General features: G+C 72.5%; 13 protein-coding genes. 7 read left to right on the top strand and 6 right to left on the bottom strand.

Annotation, left to right across the window (positions count from 1 at the left end):
* Nucleotides 1-11: 11 nt before the first annotated feature.
* Nucleotides 12-713, bottom strand: coding sequence for a GntR family transcriptional regulator (locus J2W45_RS11545; RefSeq protein ID WP_310131938.1), 702 nt, complete (start codon nucleotides 711-713; stop codon nucleotides 12-14).
* A gap of 29 nt (nucleotides 714-742) precedes the next feature.
* On the bottom strand, nucleotides 743-1861 hold the full coding sequence (locus J2W45_RS11540; RefSeq protein WP_310131937.1) for a mandelate racemase/muconate lactonizing enzyme family protein: 1119 nt from the start codon (nucleotides 1859-1861) through the stop codon (nucleotides 743-745).
* 49 nt (nucleotides 1862-1910) lie between these two features.
* On the opposite strand from J2W45_RS11540, the gene J2W45_RS11535 reads away from it, so the two are divergent.
* Entirely contained in the window at nucleotides 1911-2753 is an 843-nt protein-coding gene (locus J2W45_RS11535; RefSeq protein ID WP_310131936.1) for an amidohydrolase family protein, read from the top strand.
* Between the two features lie 2 nt (nucleotides 2754-2755).
* On the opposite strand, the gene J2W45_RS11530 is transcribed toward J2W45_RS11535, so the two are convergent.
* Genes J2W45_RS11530 through J2W45_RS11515 form a run of 4 tightly spaced genes read right to left on the bottom strand, consistent with a single transcriptional unit; the run spans nucleotide 2756 to nucleotide 7950 of the window.
* Nucleotides 2756-3502 carry an SDR family NAD(P)-dependent oxidoreductase gene (locus J2W45_RS11530; RefSeq protein WP_310131935.1) on the bottom strand — a complete coding sequence of 249 codons (747 nt, stop codon included), beginning with the start codon at nucleotides 3500-3502 and terminating at the stop codon, nucleotides 2756-2758.
* A gap of 17 nt (nucleotides 3503-3519) precedes the next feature.
* Nucleotides 3520-4371 carry a fumarylacetoacetate hydrolase family protein gene (locus tag J2W45_RS11525; RefSeq protein WP_310131933.1) on the bottom strand — a complete coding sequence of 284 codons (852 nt, stop codon included), beginning with the start codon at nucleotides 4369-4371 and terminating at the stop codon, nucleotides 3520-3522.
* A 10-nt stretch (nucleotides 4372-4381) separates the two neighbouring features.
* Entirely contained in the window at nucleotides 4382-5548 is a 1167-nt protein-coding gene (locus J2W45_RS11520) for an ROK family protein (RefSeq protein ID WP_310131932.1), read from the bottom strand.
* Nucleotides 5545-7950 carry a glycosyl hydrolase family 95 catalytic domain-containing protein gene (locus J2W45_RS11515; RefSeq protein ID WP_310131930.1) on the bottom strand — a complete coding sequence of 802 codons (2406 nt, stop codon included), beginning with the start codon at nucleotides 7948-7950 and terminating at the stop codon, nucleotides 5545-5547. The genes J2W45_RS11520 and J2W45_RS11515 overlap by 4 nt, the downstream gene beginning before the upstream one ends.
* Nucleotides 7951-8037: 87 nt before the next feature.
* On the opposite strand from J2W45_RS11515, the gene J2W45_RS11510 reads away from it, so the two are divergent.
* From J2W45_RS11510 to J2W45_RS11485, 6 genes are all read left to right on the top strand, one after another.
* Nucleotides 8038-10236 (top strand): alpha-galactosidase, encoded by a 2199-nt coding sequence (locus J2W45_RS11510; protein ID WP_310131928.1) that lies wholly within the window; start codon nucleotides 8038-8040, stop codon nucleotides 10234-10236.
* Between the two features lie 88 nt (nucleotides 10237-10324).
* Nucleotides 10325-12892 (top strand): X2-like carbohydrate binding domain-containing protein, encoded by a 2568-nt coding sequence (locus J2W45_RS11505; protein WP_310131927.1) that lies wholly within the window; start codon nucleotides 10325-10327, stop codon nucleotides 12890-12892.
* Nucleotides 12893-12948: 56 nt separating this feature from the next.
* Nucleotides 12949-14037 (top strand): enolase C-terminal domain-like protein, encoded by a 1089-nt coding sequence (locus tag J2W45_RS11500; RefSeq protein ID WP_310131926.1) that lies wholly within the window; start codon nucleotides 12949-12951, stop codon nucleotides 14035-14037.
* Nucleotides 14034-14963, top strand: a complete 930-nt coding sequence (locus J2W45_RS11495) for an acetylxylan esterase (RefSeq protein ID WP_310131925.1) — start codon at nucleotides 14034-14036, stop codon at nucleotides 14961-14963. Before J2W45_RS11500 ends, J2W45_RS11495 begins: the two co-directional genes overlap by 4 nt.
* A complete protein-coding gene (locus tag J2W45_RS11490) occupies nucleotides 14960-17374 on the top strand; it encodes a glycosyl hydrolase family 95 catalytic domain-containing protein (RefSeq protein WP_310131924.1) in 2415 nt (804 codons plus the stop codon). Before J2W45_RS11495 ends, J2W45_RS11490 begins: the two co-directional genes overlap by 4 nt.
* Complete coding sequence (locus J2W45_RS11485; RefSeq protein WP_310131923.1) at nucleotides 17343-18359, top strand: aldo/keto reductase; 1017 nt, start codon at nucleotides 17343-17345, stop codon at nucleotides 18357-18359. Before J2W45_RS11490 ends, J2W45_RS11485 begins: the two co-directional genes overlap by 32 nt.
* Nucleotides 18360-18361: the final 2 nt, after the last annotated feature.

Genomic DNA, 18361 nt, shown 5'->3' with positions numbered 1-18361 from the left:
GTGCCGTGGCTTCAGCCGGCGTTCTCCGAGAGGCTGGCCGAGATGCGCGCATACGACCGGTCGATGTGGTCCCGCATCGCCCGATCGGCCCGATCGGCGTCGTTCGCCCGGAGTGCCTCCAGCACCGCCAGGTGCTCTTCCGAGGTCTCGTCGACGACGCCGTGACGGAAGTAGATCCGGTACTGGTGGGTGTGCGCCCGGAGCCGAGCGATCGCATCCCCCAACAGGGCGTTGCCGGAGTGTTGGGCGATCAGCCGGTGGAACTCCGCGTCCTGCTCCGCGAACTCCTTGTAGTCCTCGAACCGGTCGTCGCCGCTCTGCGTCGCCCGGCCGCTGCGCTGCATCGCGTCGCAGACCTCTCCCAGGCGGTCGAGCGTCCCGCCGTCGAGCTCGGTCGCCGCGCGCCGTGTCGCGTACGGCTCTAGCAGCCGCCGCATCTCGAAGAGCTGCCGCAGGCCGTCCTCGTCGAGCAGCGCCGCTGCCGTGTAGCCCTTCAGCGCCTGCTTGACCACGAGGCCTTCCGACTCGAGCCGCGCGAGCGCCTCGCGGACCGGGGTGGGGGAGACGTTCAGCTGACGGGCGATCCCGTCGATGCTGGCCCGGCTGCCCGGCTCGATGACCTGGTCCATCAGGAGGCCGAGCACGGCGTCGTAGACGTCGTCGGCCAGCGCCCGCCGTGCGGGCAGGAAGCGCTCCCCGGAGTGGATGGTCATGCGCACATCCTAGGTCGGCCTCCGGGCGCTCACGCGACCCGGAGGTCGTCGACGGCGTCGAGGTCCCACTCGATCCCGAGCCCGGGGGCGGACGGGGCGAGCGCGCGTCCCGCCTCCACGACCAGCTCCGACCGGGTGACGGCGCGCAGCTGCGGGATGTGCTCCAGGTAGAGCGCGTTCGGGACGGCGCAGCACAGCGAGACGTGCAGCTCCATCAGGAAGTGCGGGGCGACGGCGACGTTGAACGCCTCGGCCAGGTGCGCGACCTTCAGCCACGGCGTGATGCCGCCGATGCGTGCCACGTCGACCTGCACGATCGACGCCGCCTGCGACTGCAAGTACTCGCGGAACTGTCCGACCGAGTACATGGACTCGCCGACCGCGACCGGTACGCGCGTGCTGGCCGCCAGGCGGCGATGCCCGGCGATGTCGTCGGCCGGCAGCGGCTCCTCGAACCAGAAGATGTCGAGCTGCTCGAACAGGGCGGCGCGACGGATGGCCTCGGCCGCGGTCAGCGACTGGTTGGCGTCCACCATGATGTCCATCGTGTCGCCGACGGCCGCACGGACCGCCGCCAGCCGCTCGAAGTCCTCGCGCGCCCGCGGCTTGCCGACCTTGACCTTCACCCCGCCGAGGCCGCGCCGCTGGGATTCGAGGGCCTGGGCGACCAGCTCGTCGGTGTCGAAGTGGAGCCAGCCTCCCTCGGTGTCGTAGAGGGGGATGGAGGGCTCCGCGCCGCCCGCCGCGACCCAGAGCGGCAGCCCCGCCGCGCGGCAGCGCGCGTCCCAGACGGCGGTGTCGACGGCCGCGAGCGCGAGTGACGTGATCACGCCGACCGTCGTGGCGCGGGTCGTCGAGTGGAGGGCGCGCCAGACGTGCTCCGGCCGGTTCGCGTCCAGTCCGAGCAGCGCGGGCAGCAGTGTCTCGCGCAGCAGGCTGAGGACGGCGCGGCCGCCGGTGCCGATCGTGTAGCTGTAGCCCAGCCCCTCGATCCCGTCGGCCGTGCGGAGCCGGACGAAGACCGTCTCCTGCTTGAGAAACGACTGCATCGCATCGGTCCGGACGGTCTCCACCTCGAGGTCGCTGAGCCAGGCTTCGGCGCTGACGATCGTGCCGTCCACGGTCGGGATGGCGAAGGTGTCGGTCATCGGTTCTCCGATCAGCCGGGCGGAATGCTATTGCCTATAGGATATGGCAGTGACCATCGATGCGCACCTCCACCTCTGGGACCTCGAGCACGGCGTGTACGGCTGGCTCTCGGACGCGGTCGCGCCGATCAACCGCACGTTCCGCCTCGCCGACGCCGAGCCGCACCTGGATGCCGCCCGCGTCGAGCAGGCCATCCTCGTGCAGGCGGCGGACGCGGAGGCGGACACGCGAGCCATGTTCGCCGTCGACGCTGGTTCGCCGCGGGTCGCCGGCGTCGTCGCCTGGGCGGACCTGCTGAATCCCGACGGGCTCGGCGCGACGTTGGACGAGTACGCGGCGTCGGGTCCGCTCGTGGGGCTGCGCCACCTCATCCACGACGAACCGGATCCGGAATGGCTGGCACAGCGCGCGGTCCATGAGTCGCTCGCGCAGCTGGCGGCTCGGGACCTCGCCTTCGATGTGATCGGCGTGCTGCCGCGCCACCTCGTGCATGCGCTCGTCCTCGCCGACGAGCTTCCCGGGTTGCAGCTCGTGGTCGACCATCTCGGCTCGCCGCCGGTCGGCGCAGGCGCGAACGAGGTCTCGATCTGGCGCGAGCTGATCCTCGAGCTGGCCGAGCGGCCGAACGTCGCCGTCAAGCTCTCCGGCCTCACCACGCTCGGCCCCTCCGGGCGGGCGTCCGCGGATGACCTGCGTCCGTTCAGCGACACCGTGCTCGGGGCGTTCGGGCCGGGCCGGGTGCTGTTCGGCGGCGACTGGCCCGTGTCGACGCTGGCGACGACCTACGCGGAGACGATGGGGTTCACCCTCGCGCTGCTGTCCGGAGTGGATGCGGACGGGACGCGCGAGGTGCTCGGCGGCACCGCGCGGCGCGTGTACCGCCTGCCCTGACCTCAGCGCCGCGGACGCAGCGAGAACATCCCGCCGTCGACCGGCAGGATGACGCCGGTGCTCGACCCGGAGCTCGGCGACGCCAGGTAGGCGACCGCCTCCGCGACCTCCTGCGGACGCACCAGGCGACCGCTGGGCTGCCGGGCCTCCAGCGCCGCACGCTCCGCCTGGGGGTCGGCGGCGGAGTCCAGCAGCCGGCTCACCCAGGGAGTGTCGGCGGTGCCGGGGGCGACGGCGTTGACGCGGATGCCGAGCGGCAGGCAGTCGGCGGCGATCGCGAGTGTCATCGCCGAGATCGCGCCCTTCGAAGCCGAGTACAGCACGCGCTGCGGCAGCCCGGCCCACGCGGCGATGGAGCTGGTCAGCACCACGGCGGGGGACGGCGACAGCCGCAGGTGCGGCATGGCGTGCCGGACGGTACGGGCCGAGCCGATCACGTTGACGTTGAGCACGCGCATCCACTCGGCGTCGTCGTTCGCCTCGACGTCGCCTTGCGCGCCGATCCCGGCGTTCGCGATGACGATGTCGAGACGTCCGGACTGCGCGACGACCTCGGCGATCGCGTCGCGGACGCTGACGTCGTCGCCGATGTCGCAGCGGATGCCGGTGTGCGGCGCCGCCACCGCATCGGGGTCGAGGTCGAGCGCGAAGACGCGGGCGCCGTGCGCGGCGAGCTCGTCGGCGATGGCGCGGCCGAGACCGGAGGCGCCGCCGGTGACAGCGGCGACGAGTCCGTCGAAGTGGGACATGGGGGTCTCCTTACAGGTCAGGGCGCGGGGCGGACGACCGAGCGCTGTTCGCCCAGCCCGTCGATGGTCACCTCGACGACGTCGCCGGCGCCGAGGTAGGGGAAACGGCCGGAGAGACCGACGCCCTCCGGGGTCCCGGTGTTGATGAGGTCACCCGGCTCCAGCACCATGAAGCGACTGAGCCGGTAAATGATGTCCGCGATGCCGAAGACGAGGTCGCTGGTGGACGAGTCCTGCCGGGGCTCGCCGTTCACCCACGAACGGATGCCCAGGCCGGAGCCGTCGCCGACCTCGGCGGCCGGGACGAGCCACGGCCCCAGCGGGTTGAAGGTCTCGAAGCTCTTGCCCTTGCTCCACTGGCCGAGGGAGCGCTGCAGCTGGTACTCGCGCTCCGAGACGTCGTTGGCGACGGCGAAGCCGGCGACGTGCGCCAGCGCCTCCTCGGGCGAGTCCAGGTAGCGGGCACGGCGCCCGATCACGACGGCCAGCTCCACCTCCCAGTCGGTGGTCGTCGAGCCGGGCGGCAGCAGGATGTCGTCATACGGGCCGACGACGGTGTTCGGGTGCTTGTAGAACACCACGATGTCTCCCGGCGGCTCGGAGCCGGACTCGCGCGCGTGCGCCGCGTAGTTCATCCCGATGCAGACCACAGCCTGTGGGCGGGCGATCGGTGCGCCGACACGGAGCCCGGACGGGTCGAGCGGCGGCAGGTCTCCCGCACGCGCGGCGGCCTCCGCCCGGGCGAGCCCGTCGGCCGCGAGGAAGGCGCCGTCGATGTCGGCGGTGAGCGGACGGAGGTCCCAGGTGCCGTCGCCGTCGCTGACGGCCGGGATCTCGGCACCGGGGGCGCCGAGGCGCAGAAATCGCATGGGGTTCCTTTCAGACGACGAGGGAGCGGATGGCGCTGGCCGCGGCGCCCCGCGCCCAGTCCTCGAAGGTGTGCGGGCGGACGACGATGCGGCAGCGGTCGGCGGAGCCGAAGACGTGCTCAGCATAGGACCGGCGGAGCGGCCCCTCGAAGAGATCGAAGTTGGCGACGCCTTCGCCGCCGATGATGACGAGCTCGGGGCCGATCATGTTGACCACGCTGGCGATCGCCGCGCCGATGACGGTCCCCGCCTCGGCGAAGGCGCCCGCGGCGGCGGAGTCGCCTGCGCGAGCGAGGTCGACGGCCTCGCCGATGGGGACCGCCCGGCCGTGCGCGGCGGAGACGGCGGCCACGATCGCGTCCGTCGCGGCGACCGCCTCCACGCAGCCGCGGCGCCCGCACGCGCACAGGCGGTCGCGGGAGGTGAGCGGCAGGTGACCGATCTCGCCCGCGACGCCGTAGGCGCCCTCGACGACTTCGCCGTTGAGGTGCAGGCCGCTGCCGATGCCGCGACCGATCGTCACGATCGCGAAGGAGCCGGTGCCGAGTCCCACCCCGAACCAGTGCTCGCCGATGGTGAGGGCGCGGACGTCGTTCTCCACGACGATGGTCACCCCCAGCCGCTCGCGGAGGAGCGCGCCCAGGTCGACGCCGCGCCAGCCCATCAGGGCGGAGTCGCGGACCATGCCGGTGTCGCTGTCCACGTCGCCGGACACGGAGACGCCGATGCACGCCAGCCGCGCCTCCAGGCCGCCGAGCCCCTCCTGCAGGCGGTCGCACATCGCGACGATGGCGTCGGCGACCGCGACCGGATCGTGCGAGAGCAGCGGGAGGCGGTCGGACGTGATGATCCGGGTGGTGAGGTCGGTGGCGACACCGACCAGTTCGTCGACGTTCACCTTGACCCCGAGCGCCACGACGGCATCCGGCACCACGGCGACCGGGCTGACCGGACGGCCGGGAAGGCCCGTCGGGGTCGGGTCGAGGGAGTCGTTGACGAGGCCGGCGGCCACGAGAGGTGTCACGGCCTTGGTGACGGCGGCCTGCGACAGCCCGGTCAATCGGGAGACGTCGGTCCGGCTGATCGGGCTGCGGGTGAGGATGGTGGTGAACACGCGGGTCGCCGCGTCCGAGGAGGCCCCGAGCAGCGTCGTCCGCGTCAGCGTCTCGTCGTTCATGCGGTGCCGGCCGTGTCGGGCGCGAGCTGGATGGCGTGCTCACCCCCGGCGGACAGGAGCACCTCCGCCTCGGCGCTCCCGTAGCGGACGCGGATCGCCCGCGGCTCGGTCCCCGGATTGTGCACGACCGCGGACTCGAGGCGTCCGCCCGACCACGCCAGATCCACCCGGAGTCCGCCGCGCGCGCCGAGCCCGGTCACGCGGCCCTCGGGCCAGGCCTCGGGCAGCGCGGGCAGCAGATGGACGGCTCCCGCGTGGCTCTGCAGGAGCAGTTCGGCGATCGCGGCGGGGAAGCCCAGGTTGCCGTCGATCTGGAACGGCGGATGCGTGCTGAACAGGTTCGGCAGGAGGCCGCCCCATTCCGAGCCGTCGACCGGTCCGTGGCGCCGCGCATCCCCGTCGTAGGGGGTGAGCGCCTGGGTGAGCAGGTCGTGCGCGGCCTCGCCGTCGCCGAGGCGGGCGCGGAGGGCGATCTTCCACGCCCACGACCAACCCATCGCGCCGGGTCCGCGCGCATCGAGGAAGCGACGGGCGGCGTCGGCTGTCTGCGGCGTGCCCTCCGGGGTGATCAGGTCGAGCGGGTACAGGCCGACCAGCGCGGAGAGGTGGCGGTGCGCCGGCTCGTGCTCCGGCACCTCCTCCGACCACTCCAGCAGACGCCCGTCGCTGCCGATGCCGAGCTCCGGGAGGAGTGCGAGCGCCGCCTCCAGCTCGTCGCGGAGCGGATCGGCGAGCTCCAGCAGCTCGATCGCGTGGAGCGCGCGCTGGAACAGGGAACGGATCAGCTCGAGGTCCATCGTCGCCGTGAGCCCGAGTGCCCGGGGGACCCCGTCGGCGTCGAGGTAGGCGTTCTCGGGGGAGGTGGACGGCGCGAGGAAGACACGGCCGTCGGCGTCGACCTGCAGCCAGTCGAGGCAGAACTCGCTCGCGCCGCGCAGCAGCGGCCAGATCCGTTCGCGCAGCGTGCGACGGTCGTCGGAGAACTCCGAGTGGTCCCAGAGGGAGTGGGTGAGCCAGACGCCGCCCATCATCCAGATCGCCCAGCTGGGCGCGCCGTGTCCCATGCCGACGGGGAGGCTCCAGCCCCAGAGGTCGGTGTTGTGGTGCGCGACCCAGCCGCGGCAGCCGTAGAGGTCGCGGGCGACATCCCGCCCATTCGCTGCGAGGCGTTCGACGAGCGAGATCAGCGGCTCCGCGTGCCGGGTCACGCCGAGCGGCCCGGCCGCCCAGTAGTTCATCTGCGTGTTGATGTTGATCGTGTAGTTCGAGGACCAGGCCGGGCGCAGTTCGCCGTTCCAGATGCCCTGCAGGTTCGCCGCCGGGCCACCGGCGCGCGACGACGACGTCAGAAGGTACCGGCCGTACTCGGCGGCGACGGTGGCACGGAGGGCGTCGTCGTCTCCACGGAGGATGTCGGACTCCACATCCCAGCGCCCCTCGCGGCGGCCGCCGATCGCGAACCGCGCGGGGTCGGCAGCGGGCGAGACGTCGTCCCGGCCCGGGACCGTGTTCGCGGCGATGGCGCCGCGCGCACGGTCCCGGGCGCGGTTCCGGATCGTCTCCGTGGAGACGGTCCGCCACTCGTCGTCCACGCCGGCCCACCACGACTCAGCGCGGGTCGACGACGAGAGGGAGATGAGCACCCGACGGGCGCCGCGGATGGTGAGACCGGGGTCCCCGGCATCCGTCGTGCCGTCGCTCCGCACCGCCAGGGCCGCGGCGGCGAAGCCGTCGTAGGTGCCGTCGCCCGGCTCCGCATAGCGGAGCGGCGGGACCACGGACTGCTCATGAAGGGGGGCGCCGTCGATCGGGACGGCGATGTCGAGCGTCAGCATCCCGTCCGTCGCGGTGCGCGCGTGCTCGCGGAGCGGTGTGCTCAGCGCGAGCCGGATCTGGGGGAGGGGCGCGTCCGCGACCAGCTCGACCAGCAGCACGCCGTCGTGGACGCGGGAGACGCGATCGATCCGGATGCCGTCGGCGACCAGCGACTCCTCCACAAGGGAGCGGTCGAGGTCCAGCACGCGCGCGGGCGAGCCGTCCCGAGGCGCGGCCCCGGGGATCTCCACCCGGAGGTCGACGAACGGCAGGAACTCCTGGCTGTAGCGTCCCTCGAAGGTCATCAGCAGGGCTTCGGCGCGCGCGAGGTCGCCGTCCGCGAGCGCTGCGCGGACCTCGCCGAGGCGCTCCGGCCCGGCGCCGCCGGCGAGCACGCGACGCAGTTCCTCGGCCGGGATGCCGGGCGTCCCGGACCACACCGTGGCGTCGTTCACCTGGTAGCGACCGGTCTCGCCGCCGAACACCATCGCGCCGAGACGGCCGTCCCCGAGGGGGATGGCCTCCTCCCAGTGCGCCGCGGGCTCACGCCACGCGAGCTGGAGGGTTCGATCGCCGGAGATCGTCATTGGTCTTCCTTCTCGAGGTTGCAGTCGACACCTTAGGCATGGTTAATTGACACTGTCAAATAACCGACATCCGCTAGGAGCTCCTTCATGCTCGACGGCTATGGCGCCGTTCTGGCCCTGCGCGCAGCAGGCACATCCCTCGTGATCGACACGGCGGGACGCGTGCCGCGCGTCCTGCACTGGGGAGCCGATCCCGGACCCCTCGACGACGCCGCCGCGGAAGCCCTGCGCGAGACGGCCGGGCCCGCGCTCCTCAACAACTCGCCCGACATCCCGCGAACGTTCAGCCTGTGGCCGACGGAGTACGAGGGCTGGGCGGGCACACCCGCGCAGGAGGGCCACGCCGCCGGGACCGCGACGACGCCGCGCCCTCGCACCGAGGCGGTCCGCTACGACGACGGCGGCGAGCACGGCGGCCGGATCGAGATCGACCTCGCCGACGAGATCACCGGCCTCCGCTCGACCATGACCATCGTCCTGGACGCATACGGTGTGCTGTCGGTCGACATCGCCCTGGTGCGGGACGCGTCCCTCGCCCGCGACGGCGCAGCGCTCCCGTACACGCTCGACGCCCTGCGCGTGCTCCTCCCGGTGCCGGAGCGCGCCGTCGACGTGCTCGACTTCACCGGCAAGTGGTGCCGGGAGCGGGCGCCGCAGCGCGGGCCGCTGTTCTTCGGCAGCCACGTGCGCCGCGCGCACCGCGGCAAGCCCGGGCACGACGCACCGTTCCTCGTCGTCGCGGCCACCGAGGACCTCGGTTTCAGCCGCGGCGAGGCGTGGGCGACGCACCTGGCCTGGAGCGGCGACGCCGAGTACGTCGTCGAGCGGCTGACCGAGGGCGCCGGCGCCTTCTCGGCGGTGCTCGGAGCGGGCGAAGGCCTGGGGCCGGGTGAGATCGCACTCGAGGCGGGCGACCGCTACGTGGCGCCCACCGCCCTGTTCGTCTGGTCCGGCGAGGGCCTCGACGGGATCGCCGACCGGCTGCACCGCCGCCTGCGTGCCCGGCCGTCGCATCCCCGCACACCGCGTCCCCTCACCCTGAACTCCTGGGAGGCGGTCTACTTCGACCACGACCTCGACCGGCTGACGGCGCTGGTCGGGCGCGCCGCGCGGGTCGGTGTGGAGCGCTTCGTGCTCGACGACGGCTGGTTCCACGACCGTCGCGACGCCAACGCCGGCCTCGGCGACTGGGTGGTCGACCGCACGGTGTGGCCGGACGGGCTCACCCCGCTGGTCCAGGAGGTGCGGGCGCACGGGATGCAGTTCGGCATCTGGGTGGAGCCCGAGATGGTCAACCTCGACTCCGACCTGGCGCGCGCGCATCCGGAATGGGTGCTCGGCCCGCGAGAGCTCGGGGCCGCAGCGCGCGACCAGTACGTGCTCGACCTGACCCGGCCGGAGGCCTACGAGCACGTGCTCGGGCAGATCAGCGCGATCGTCGACGAGTACGCGGTCGATTACATCAAGTGGGACCACAACCGGGACCTGTCGGAGGCGGTCAGCGGGTACGCGGGCATCGACCGCCCCGCCGTCCACGAGCAGACCCTGGCTCTCTACCGGATGCTGGACACGCTCCGCGAGCGGCACCCGCACCTCGAGATCGAGACCTGCTCCGGCGGCGGTGGACGTGTCGACCTCGGCATCCTGCAGCGGACGGACCGGGTCTGGGCCTCGGACTGCAACGACCCGGTCGAGCGCCTGCAGATCGAGCGCTGGACCCGGATGCTCGTGCCGCCGGAGCTCATCGGCTCGCACCTCGGCGCCGCCAGGTCGCATACCACCTCGCGGCGCACCGACCTCTCCTTCCGGCTGGTCGTCGCGCTCACCGCGCACGCGGGCATCGAGTGGGACCTGCAGGAGGCGGACGACGACGAGCTCGAGGCGATCGCCCGCTGGGGTGCGGTCTACCGCGAACTGCGCGAGCTCATCCACAGCGGGCGGGTGGTCAACGCCGACCTCGCCGACGACGCCGCCGCGCTGACCGGCATCATCGCCCAGGACGGCGGCCGCGCGGTCTACACCTGGGCGCGTCTCGCGACGTCGGCGCCGGGCCAGTCCGGCCGGGTCCGGTTCCCCGGCCTCGACGCGGGAGCGCGCTACACCGTCCGCATCCGGGACGAGTTCGGCGTCGCCAGCCGGCACCAGAGCGCAGACCCCTCCTGGATCACCGCCGCCCTGAACCCCGAGGGCATCGCACTGCCCGGCTCCGTGCTCGCGACGGCCGGTGTTCCGATGCCCACCCTCAATCCGCAGCAGGGGATGCTGTTCGACCTGGTCCGGGAGTGACCCGGCCGGACGCACTCCCGCTCCCATAGACGGCCCACCGCATCACCGCCTGACGCCGAGCGCCGGGCTCTTCAGAGAGGAAGAACGCATGACCCGCATGACACGTGCGCGTCGCGGCCTGCAGGCTGCGGCCGTGACGGTCGCGGCGCTGGGACTGGTGGCGGCCGCCGCGCTGCCCGCCACCGCGTCGCCGACGCCGCCGCCCACGACGACCGCGACACCGACGCCGACCGAGTCGCCGACGGCGACGCCGTCGCCGACCGGAACCCCGTCGCCCACCGCATCACCGACCGCGAAGGCGTCCACCAAGGCGTCCGCCAAGTCCGCCGACGTCCCCACCCCCATCCAGCCTCCTGCCACGACCGGCGACCCCTGGGCGCAGAAGCCCTACATGGGCTGGAGCAGCTACAGCATGCAGGTCTACACGAACGGGCAGTGGATCACCGGCGACCAGCTCATCGCCCAGTCCGACGCCATGCACGCGAAGCTGCAGAAGGCCGGCTACGACCACATCAACGTCGACGCCGGCTGGAGCGACGGGGTCGACGGGAACGGCCGCCCCACCCCGAGCGCCAAGCTCTACCCGCAGGGCCTGCAGAAGGTGATCGACCACGTCCACGCGAACGGCCAGAAGTTCGGCGTGTACCTGATCCCGGGCATCTCCCCGGCCGTGTACGAGAAGGCGTACCCCATCGCGAACGCCCCGGGCTGCACGACCCACGACATCGTGAAGCAGCCGCTGCAGCAGGCCGACTACTGGAAGATCGGCTACCGCATCGACTTCACGAACCCGTGCTCCCAGAAGTACGTCGACTCCATCGTCGACCAGCTCGCCTCCTGGGGCGTGAACTTCGTCAAGTTCGACAGCGTCACCCCCGGTTCGGGCATCAGCGACGGATCGGTGGACGCACGCGACGACGTCGCCGCGTGGTCGAAAGCGCTGAAGGCGCACAAGATCTGGTTCGAGATCTCGTGGGCGCTCGACATCAACTACGCCGACTACTGGAAGCAGTACGCCAACGGCTGGCGCGTGGAGTGGGACGTCGAGTGCTACTGCGGCGGAGAGGCGCTCACCCAGTGGGACAACATCAACCGTCTGTTCCCGCGCGCGGCCGACTGGTGGCGTCACGCCGGACCCGGCGGGTGGAACGACTTCGACTCGCTCGACGTCGGCAACGGCAAGATGGACGGCCTGACCCCGGACGAGCGGCGGACGGCCACCACGCTGTGGGCGATCTCTGCGGCGCCGATGTACACCGGCAACGATCTGACGAACCTCGACCAGTTCGGGATCGACCTGCTGACCAACCCCGAAGTGGTGGCCGTGGACCAGGCCGGTGTGCCCGCGCGTCCCGTCTCCACCACCTCCAAGCAGCAGGTCTGGTACGCCCTCAACGCGGACGGCAGCTACACCGTCGCCCTGTTCAACCTCGGGCGATCGGAGTCGGACGTGAGCGCGAAGTGGTCCGACATCGGGCTGAAGGGGTCGGCGACGGTCCGTGACCTGTGGGCGCGCAAGAACCTCGGCAAGGCCGCCACCGGCTTCACCGCCTCCGACGTGCCGATCCACGGCGTCCGGCTGCTGAAGGTGACGCCCGACAAGGGAGCCACCGTCACGGTCAACGACGACGCGCTCGGCATGAAGTACGGCGGCGACTGGACCCGCAACGGCGGGGCCGAGGTCGCCTCGACCTCCCAGCCGCTGACCGTGAACGTGACGGACACGGGCTCGCCCGCGCCCTCCACGCCCACCGGCCCGACCCGCACCACGACCGTCAACGACACCGACCCCGGGATCACGTACTCCGGGCAGTGGGGGTACAGCAACGGGCGCAACTTCGGCGACTACCAGGACGATGTCCACTACGCCGAGCACCCGGGCAGCGACTCGTTCTCGTACACCTTCACCGGGACCGGCATCTCGTACTACACCGAGCTCGACTCGTCCGAGGGCGACGCGGACGTGTACATCGACGGGCAGCTGGTGAAGACGGTCAGCGCCAACATCCCGACCGCTTCGCACACCGCGCAGCAGGTCGTGTTCACGACGAACGACCTGACCAACGGGCAGCACACGCTGCGCGTGGTCATGAAGTCCGGGCAGTTCATGCTGATCGACCGGCTCGACGTGATCCAGCCGAACCTGATCGACCCGTCCTCCGTGTCGTTCGACACCAAGGCGCCGGCCGCGGCCAGCTTCGGTGTCCTCCGCGACCCGGACGAGTTCACCGGCATCACGGCGAACGGCAAGGCGCTCACGAAGGGCACCGACTACACGGTGTCCGGGTCGACGGTCACGCTGAGCACGACGTACCTGGCGACGCTGCCCGTCGGAGCGACCACGCTGAACGTCGGGTTCCGCGGCGACTACCTGGACGACGTCCACTCGACGAAGACCGCGGGCGCCTCGGTGTCCTACGTCTTCACCGGGACAGGTGTCGACTGGATCGGCGCGACCGCTCCCGACCAGGGCGTCGTGGACGTGTACATCGACGGCAAGCTCGTCAAGCGCGTCGACACTCACAGCGACACCCGCCGCACCCAGCAGACGCTGTTCAGTGCGACCGGGCTCCGCGCCGGGCCGCACACCTTCATGGCGGTCAAGGAGTCGGGTGACGTGATGCGCACCGACGCCGTCCGCTACTCCGTCCGCTGATCCACCGGGTGGGCCGGGACTCCGCGTCCCGGCCCACCCCATCCCTGGAGCTCTCGATGAAGATCACCCACGTGGAGGCGTTCCGCGTCGCCGTGCCTCCCGCCGACCCGCCGTTCCGGTGGCGGGACGGCCTCAGCGGCAGCCCGGCGACCGGTGACGGCGCGGTCCTCAGGATCGGCACCGACGCGGGTGCGGAGGGGGTCGCCTTCCTCTCCCGGCCGGGGGCGTGGGCAGTGCTCTCGTACCTGGCGGAGAACGTCTTCCGCCCCGAGCTGCTCGGAGCGGACCCGCTGCAGCGCGAGTGGCTGTGGCACCGCGTGTGGGAGCTCGACCGCATCCACGAGCTCCCGCTCTACGTGCTCGGGCTGGTGGACACGGCGCTCTGGGATCTGGCGGGCCGTGTGCAGGGCGAGCCGGTCTGGCGCCTGCTCGGCGGCTTCCGCACCGAGATCCCGGCCTACGCCTCCACGAGCACGTTCGCCGACATCCCCGAGTTCCTCGACGTCGCCGACCAGGCCCTCGCGCTCGGGTATCGCGGCGTCAAGCTGCACGCGTGGGGCGACGCCCGCCGGGATGCGGAGCTCGCGCTCGCGCTGCGGGAGCACGTCGGCGACGCGGTCCCCCTGATGTACGACGGCTCCGCGGGCTTCGACCTGCCCGACGCGATCCGTCTCGGCGACGCGCTCGCCGACGCCGGATACCTCTGGTACGAGGAGCCGATGCGCGAGTTCAGCGTGGGCGCCTACGCGGCACTGGCCCGCTCCGTCCGGATCTCGCTGCTCGTCGGGGAGACCTCGGACGGCGCGCACTTCGACTCCGCCGACTTCATCCGTGCCGGCGCCGCCACCTTCGGCGTCCGCACGAGCACGAACCTGCGTGGCGGCATCACCGGCGCCATGCGCACCGCACACCTCGCCGACTCGTTCCTCCTGCGCGCCGAGGTGCACGGCTCGGACATCCCGACCCATCATCTGTGCATGGCGATCTCCAACACGACCTATTACGAGTCGCTCGTCACATCGCACCCGGTCCGCCGTGAGCCCGCCGTGGACGCCGACGGGATGCTGCACGCACCGACAACACCGGGCATCGCCCTTCCCGCCGGGCTCGAGTACCCGGCCGACCTCGAGAGGTTCGCCGCATGAGCCGTCCCGCCCACCCGTCCGTGCTCGGCCACAAGCCGCTGCCGACCCCCGACGACTACAGGGAGTTCTGGGACGAGGCGCTCGCCGGCGCCCGCCGCCATCCGCTCGACCTGCGCCTGGCACCCGTCGACACCGGCCTCACCGCCGTCGACGTCTTCGACATTTCCTTCTGCGGGTACGACGGCCGTCGCGTCCGCGGCTGGCTACGGCTCCCGCATCACCGCACGGAGCCCCTGCCGGGCATCGTGCACGCGAACGGCTACGGCGCCGGCCGGCTGTCGCCGATCGACGACCTCACGTGGCCGGCGGCCGGATTCGCCCAGCTGATCGTCGACACCCACGGGCAGGGCGGCGGCAGCACCGGCCACCTGCTGGAGGGGATCCTCGACCCGCGCACCTCTTATTACCGGGGCGTCTTCGTGGACGCGGCCCGCGCGGTCGACGCGCTCCGCGCGCTCGACGAGGTGGATGCCACGCGCATCGCCGCGATCGGCAACAGCCAGGGTGGCGGGATCGCCCTGGGCGTCGGCGCGCTGGTCCCGGATCTCGTCGCGGTGCTCGCGCAGGCGCCGTTCCTGACCGACGCGCCGGACGGCGTCCGGCTCGCAGCGCAGGGTCCCTGGCTGGAGCTGCGCGAGTACCTCATCGAGCATCCCGACCGCGCCGACGCCGTCGCGCGCACCCTCGCGTATGTGGACGGCGTCACGTCCGCCCGCCACGCCACCGCGCCGGGCTGGATCACCGACGGTCTCGCCGACGACATCTGCCCGCCCGAGACCGCGCGCGCCGCCGCCGAGGCCTACGCGGCACCGGTCGTGTTCCGGGAATGGCCCGCCGCCGGGCATGAAGCCGGCGGGACGCACGACCGGCAGGGTGCGCTCGCGGTGCTGCGTGAGCGCTTCGGTTCGACGGGGAGCGCCGCATGACCCGGCGGTTGCGCTGGGAGGGGCCGCCCGCCCGATGGATCGAGGGCACCCCGATCGGCAACGGCCGGCTGGGCGCGATGATCCTCGCCGGCACCGACGGCCTCCATCTCCAGGTCAACGACGGAACCGTCTGGTCCGGCGCCCCGGACGCCTGGCGCGCCGAGCTCGACGCCCTCGTCCGCGCCGGCGCGGACCCCGCGGCGCTGGAGGAGGTGCGGAGGGCGGTGCGCGAGGACCGCCTCGCCGACGCCGATCGGATGCTCAGGGCGTTCGAGGGGACGTACAGCCAGGAGTTCCTTCCCTATGTCGACCTGCGGGCGCGGTTCTCTGCGGCCGGCGCCGCTCTCGCCTTCGAGGGGAGGACACTCGACCTGGAGGACGCCGTCTACACGGACCGCATCGCCAACGACCTCGTCTCGGTCACGCGCCGCGTGTGGGCGAGCCGCCCGGACGACGCGCTGCAGGTCGAACTGGCGGCCGACGGAGGACGCTTCGACGTCTCCCTCGAACTGACCACCCGGCTGCGGCGGCGGTCGCTGCGGGTGGAGCCGGGCGTCCTGGAACTCGGCGTCGAGCTGCCCCTGGACGGCGCACCGCTCCACGAGACGGATGTGGCGCCGTTCCGCTGGGCGGGCGACCCGGCGCGCCCGGGACACCCCGCCGACGGCGTCGTCGACGGCTGGGAGAACGTCGCCGCGGCCGTGACGGCGGTGACGACGGACGGGCAGCAGACCGTCGTCGGCGACCGGCTGGAGATCACGGGTGCGACCACGGTGCGACTCGCGCTCGCCTCCTCGACGGCGGCGGAGGACTGGTTCCGCGACCGCTCGTCGGTCCCCGGCCTCGACCGGCACCTCGACCGGGCGACGGCGCGCGCCCGGGTCGCCGTCGCCCGCGGAGCGGAGGACGCGCTGGCCCGGCACGTCGCGGACGTGCGGCCGCTCCTCACGGCAGCGTCCCTGCGTCTCGCGGGGACGCCCGAGGTCGTGGTCGTCGACCGGCTGACAGCCGACGACGACCAGGCGGCCATCGCTCCGGCGCTGTTCCAGTACGGGCGCTACCTGCTCGTCTCCGCCTCGCGCCCGGGCGGTCCCGCGGTGAACCTCCAGGGCCTGTGGAACGACGACCTGCGTCCGCCCTGGTCGTCGAACTACACGACCAACATCAACGTGCCGATGCACTACTGGGCCGCCGAGACGACCGGACTCGGGGAGACGGTCGAGCCGCTCGTCCACCTCGTGGAGGTCATGGCCGAGACCGGCGCGATCGCCGCCGAAGCCCTCTACGGCGCCAGAGGCTGGGTCGGCCACCACAACACCGACCTCTGGGGATGGCCGCTCCCCGTCGGCCGCGGTCACGGCGACCCCGCCTGGGCGGTCTGGATGACCGGTGGCACCTGGCTGACCACGCACCTGATGGAGCATTACCGCTTCACCCTCGACTCCAGCTGGCTGCGGGACCGGGCCTGGCCGATCCTCCACGGCGCGGCCGCCTTCGCTCTCGACTGGCTGCTCGACGAGGGCGGCCCGTGGCTCGTGACCAACCCCTCCACCTCGCCGGAGAACCACTTCGTCCACGGCGACGGCGTCGCGGCGATCGACCGGGCGACCGCGATCGACCGTGCGCTGATCGCGCAGGTGCTCGACGACCTGGTGGAGGCCGCTGCCGTCCTCGGGCGCGAGGAGGACGACGTCGTCGACCGAGCGCGGCGCGCCGTTCCCCGCATCGAACCGGACGCCGTCGGCGCGGACGGCCGCATCCGCGAGTGGCACGTCGACCGCGACGACCCGAACCCCGCCCACGGTCACTTCTCCGCCCTGGTCGGGCTGTATCCGCTCGGCCGCATCGACGCCGACCGCGACCCCGCGCTCGCGGCGGCCGCCGCCGCCTTCGCGTCCGGACGTGCGCATCCCGCCGAGGGCTGGCCCTGGACGTGGTCGATCGCCCTCCGAGCCCGCCTCCGCGACGGCGCGGGCGCCGAGGCGATCCTCCGCAGCACGTTCCTCCCGCCGGACGGCGACCCCGAGCTCCGCGGAGCGGAGCGGTGGGCGTGGGGAGGACTCGTGCCCACGTTCCTGCGCGCTCACCCGCCGTTCCAGGTGGATGTGAGCCTCGGGCTCCCCGCCGCACTGGCGGAGCTGCTCCTGCAGAGCCACGCCGGCGAGCTCGTCCTGCTGCCCGCGCTGCCGCCGAGCTGGGGGGCGGGTTCCGTCCGCGGCCTGCGAGCCCGCGGGGGGATCACCGTCGACCTCACCTGGGATGGCGGCGCGCTCACGAGCGCGACGCTGACGCGCACCGCGGGGAGCGGCGACGTCGTCGTCCGCCTGGACGAGGGCCGCATCCGCGTCCCGCTCGACGCCGGCGAGGAGGTGACGCTGGATGCCGACGCCTTCCTCCGTCTCGCGGGCTGAGCCCGACCGTCCCGCGCGCCTGCCGCTCGGCCCCCTCGGGTACGGCGCGGCCGCGCTGGGCAACCTCTACAGTGCCCGGCCGGACGACGTCTGGCCCGGCATCGTGCCCGCCGCGTGGGAGGCCGGCGTCCGGTACTTCGACACCGCGCCGCACTACGGACTGGGACTCTCGGAGCGGAGGCTCGGCGAGTCGCTCCGCGGCCTGCCGCGCGACCAGTACATCCTGTCGACCAAGGTCGGGCGCCTCCTGGAGCCCAACCCGGACTACCGGCCCGGTGACACCGACCTCCCGAACCTGTTCGACACCCCGGCCACCTCGCGCCGCCGGGTCGACTACTCCCGCGACGGCATCCTCCGCTCGGTCGAGGAGTCGCTCATCCGGCTCGACGTGGACCGCATCGACGTGCTCTTCGCCCACGACCCGGACGACCACGAGCGGGAGGCGCTCGACACGGCGTTCCCGGCCCTCGACGAGCTGCGGTCGCAGGGCGTCATCCGCGCCTACGGTGCCGGGATGAACCAGTCGGCCATGCTCGCCCGGTTCGTCCGCGAGACGGACCTCGACGTGGTCATGTGCGCCGGCCGCTACACCCTGCTCGACGACTCCGCCGCACGCGACCTGCTGCCGGCGGCGGAGGAGCGCGGGGTTCAGGTGGTCGTCGCCGCCGTGTTCAACTCCGGTCTGCTGGCCACCGACCGGCCGCGCCCCGGAGCGCATTTCGATTACGCCCAGCCGCCGCAGTCACTGGTGGCACGCACGAACCGCATAGCGGACGTCGCCGGCGAGTACGGGGTGACAGTGCCGCAGCTCGCCCTGCAATTCCCGCTTCGGCACCCGGCGGTCACCACCGTCGTGACGGGAGCGGACACGGCCGCGCAGATATCGGCGAACGCGCAGCTGATGGAGAAGCCGATCCCAACCGCGCTGTGGAGCCGGCTGATCGAGGAGGGTCTGATCCCGGCGGCAGGTGACAACCGGAAGTGACA

This window comes from Leifsonia shinshuensis (assembly GCF_031456835.1).
GTDB lineage: Bacteria > Actinomycetota > Actinomycetes > Actinomycetales > Microbacteriaceae > Leifsonia > Leifsonia shinshuensis_C.
This window is presented reverse-complemented; position numbering and strand designations above follow the sequence as displayed.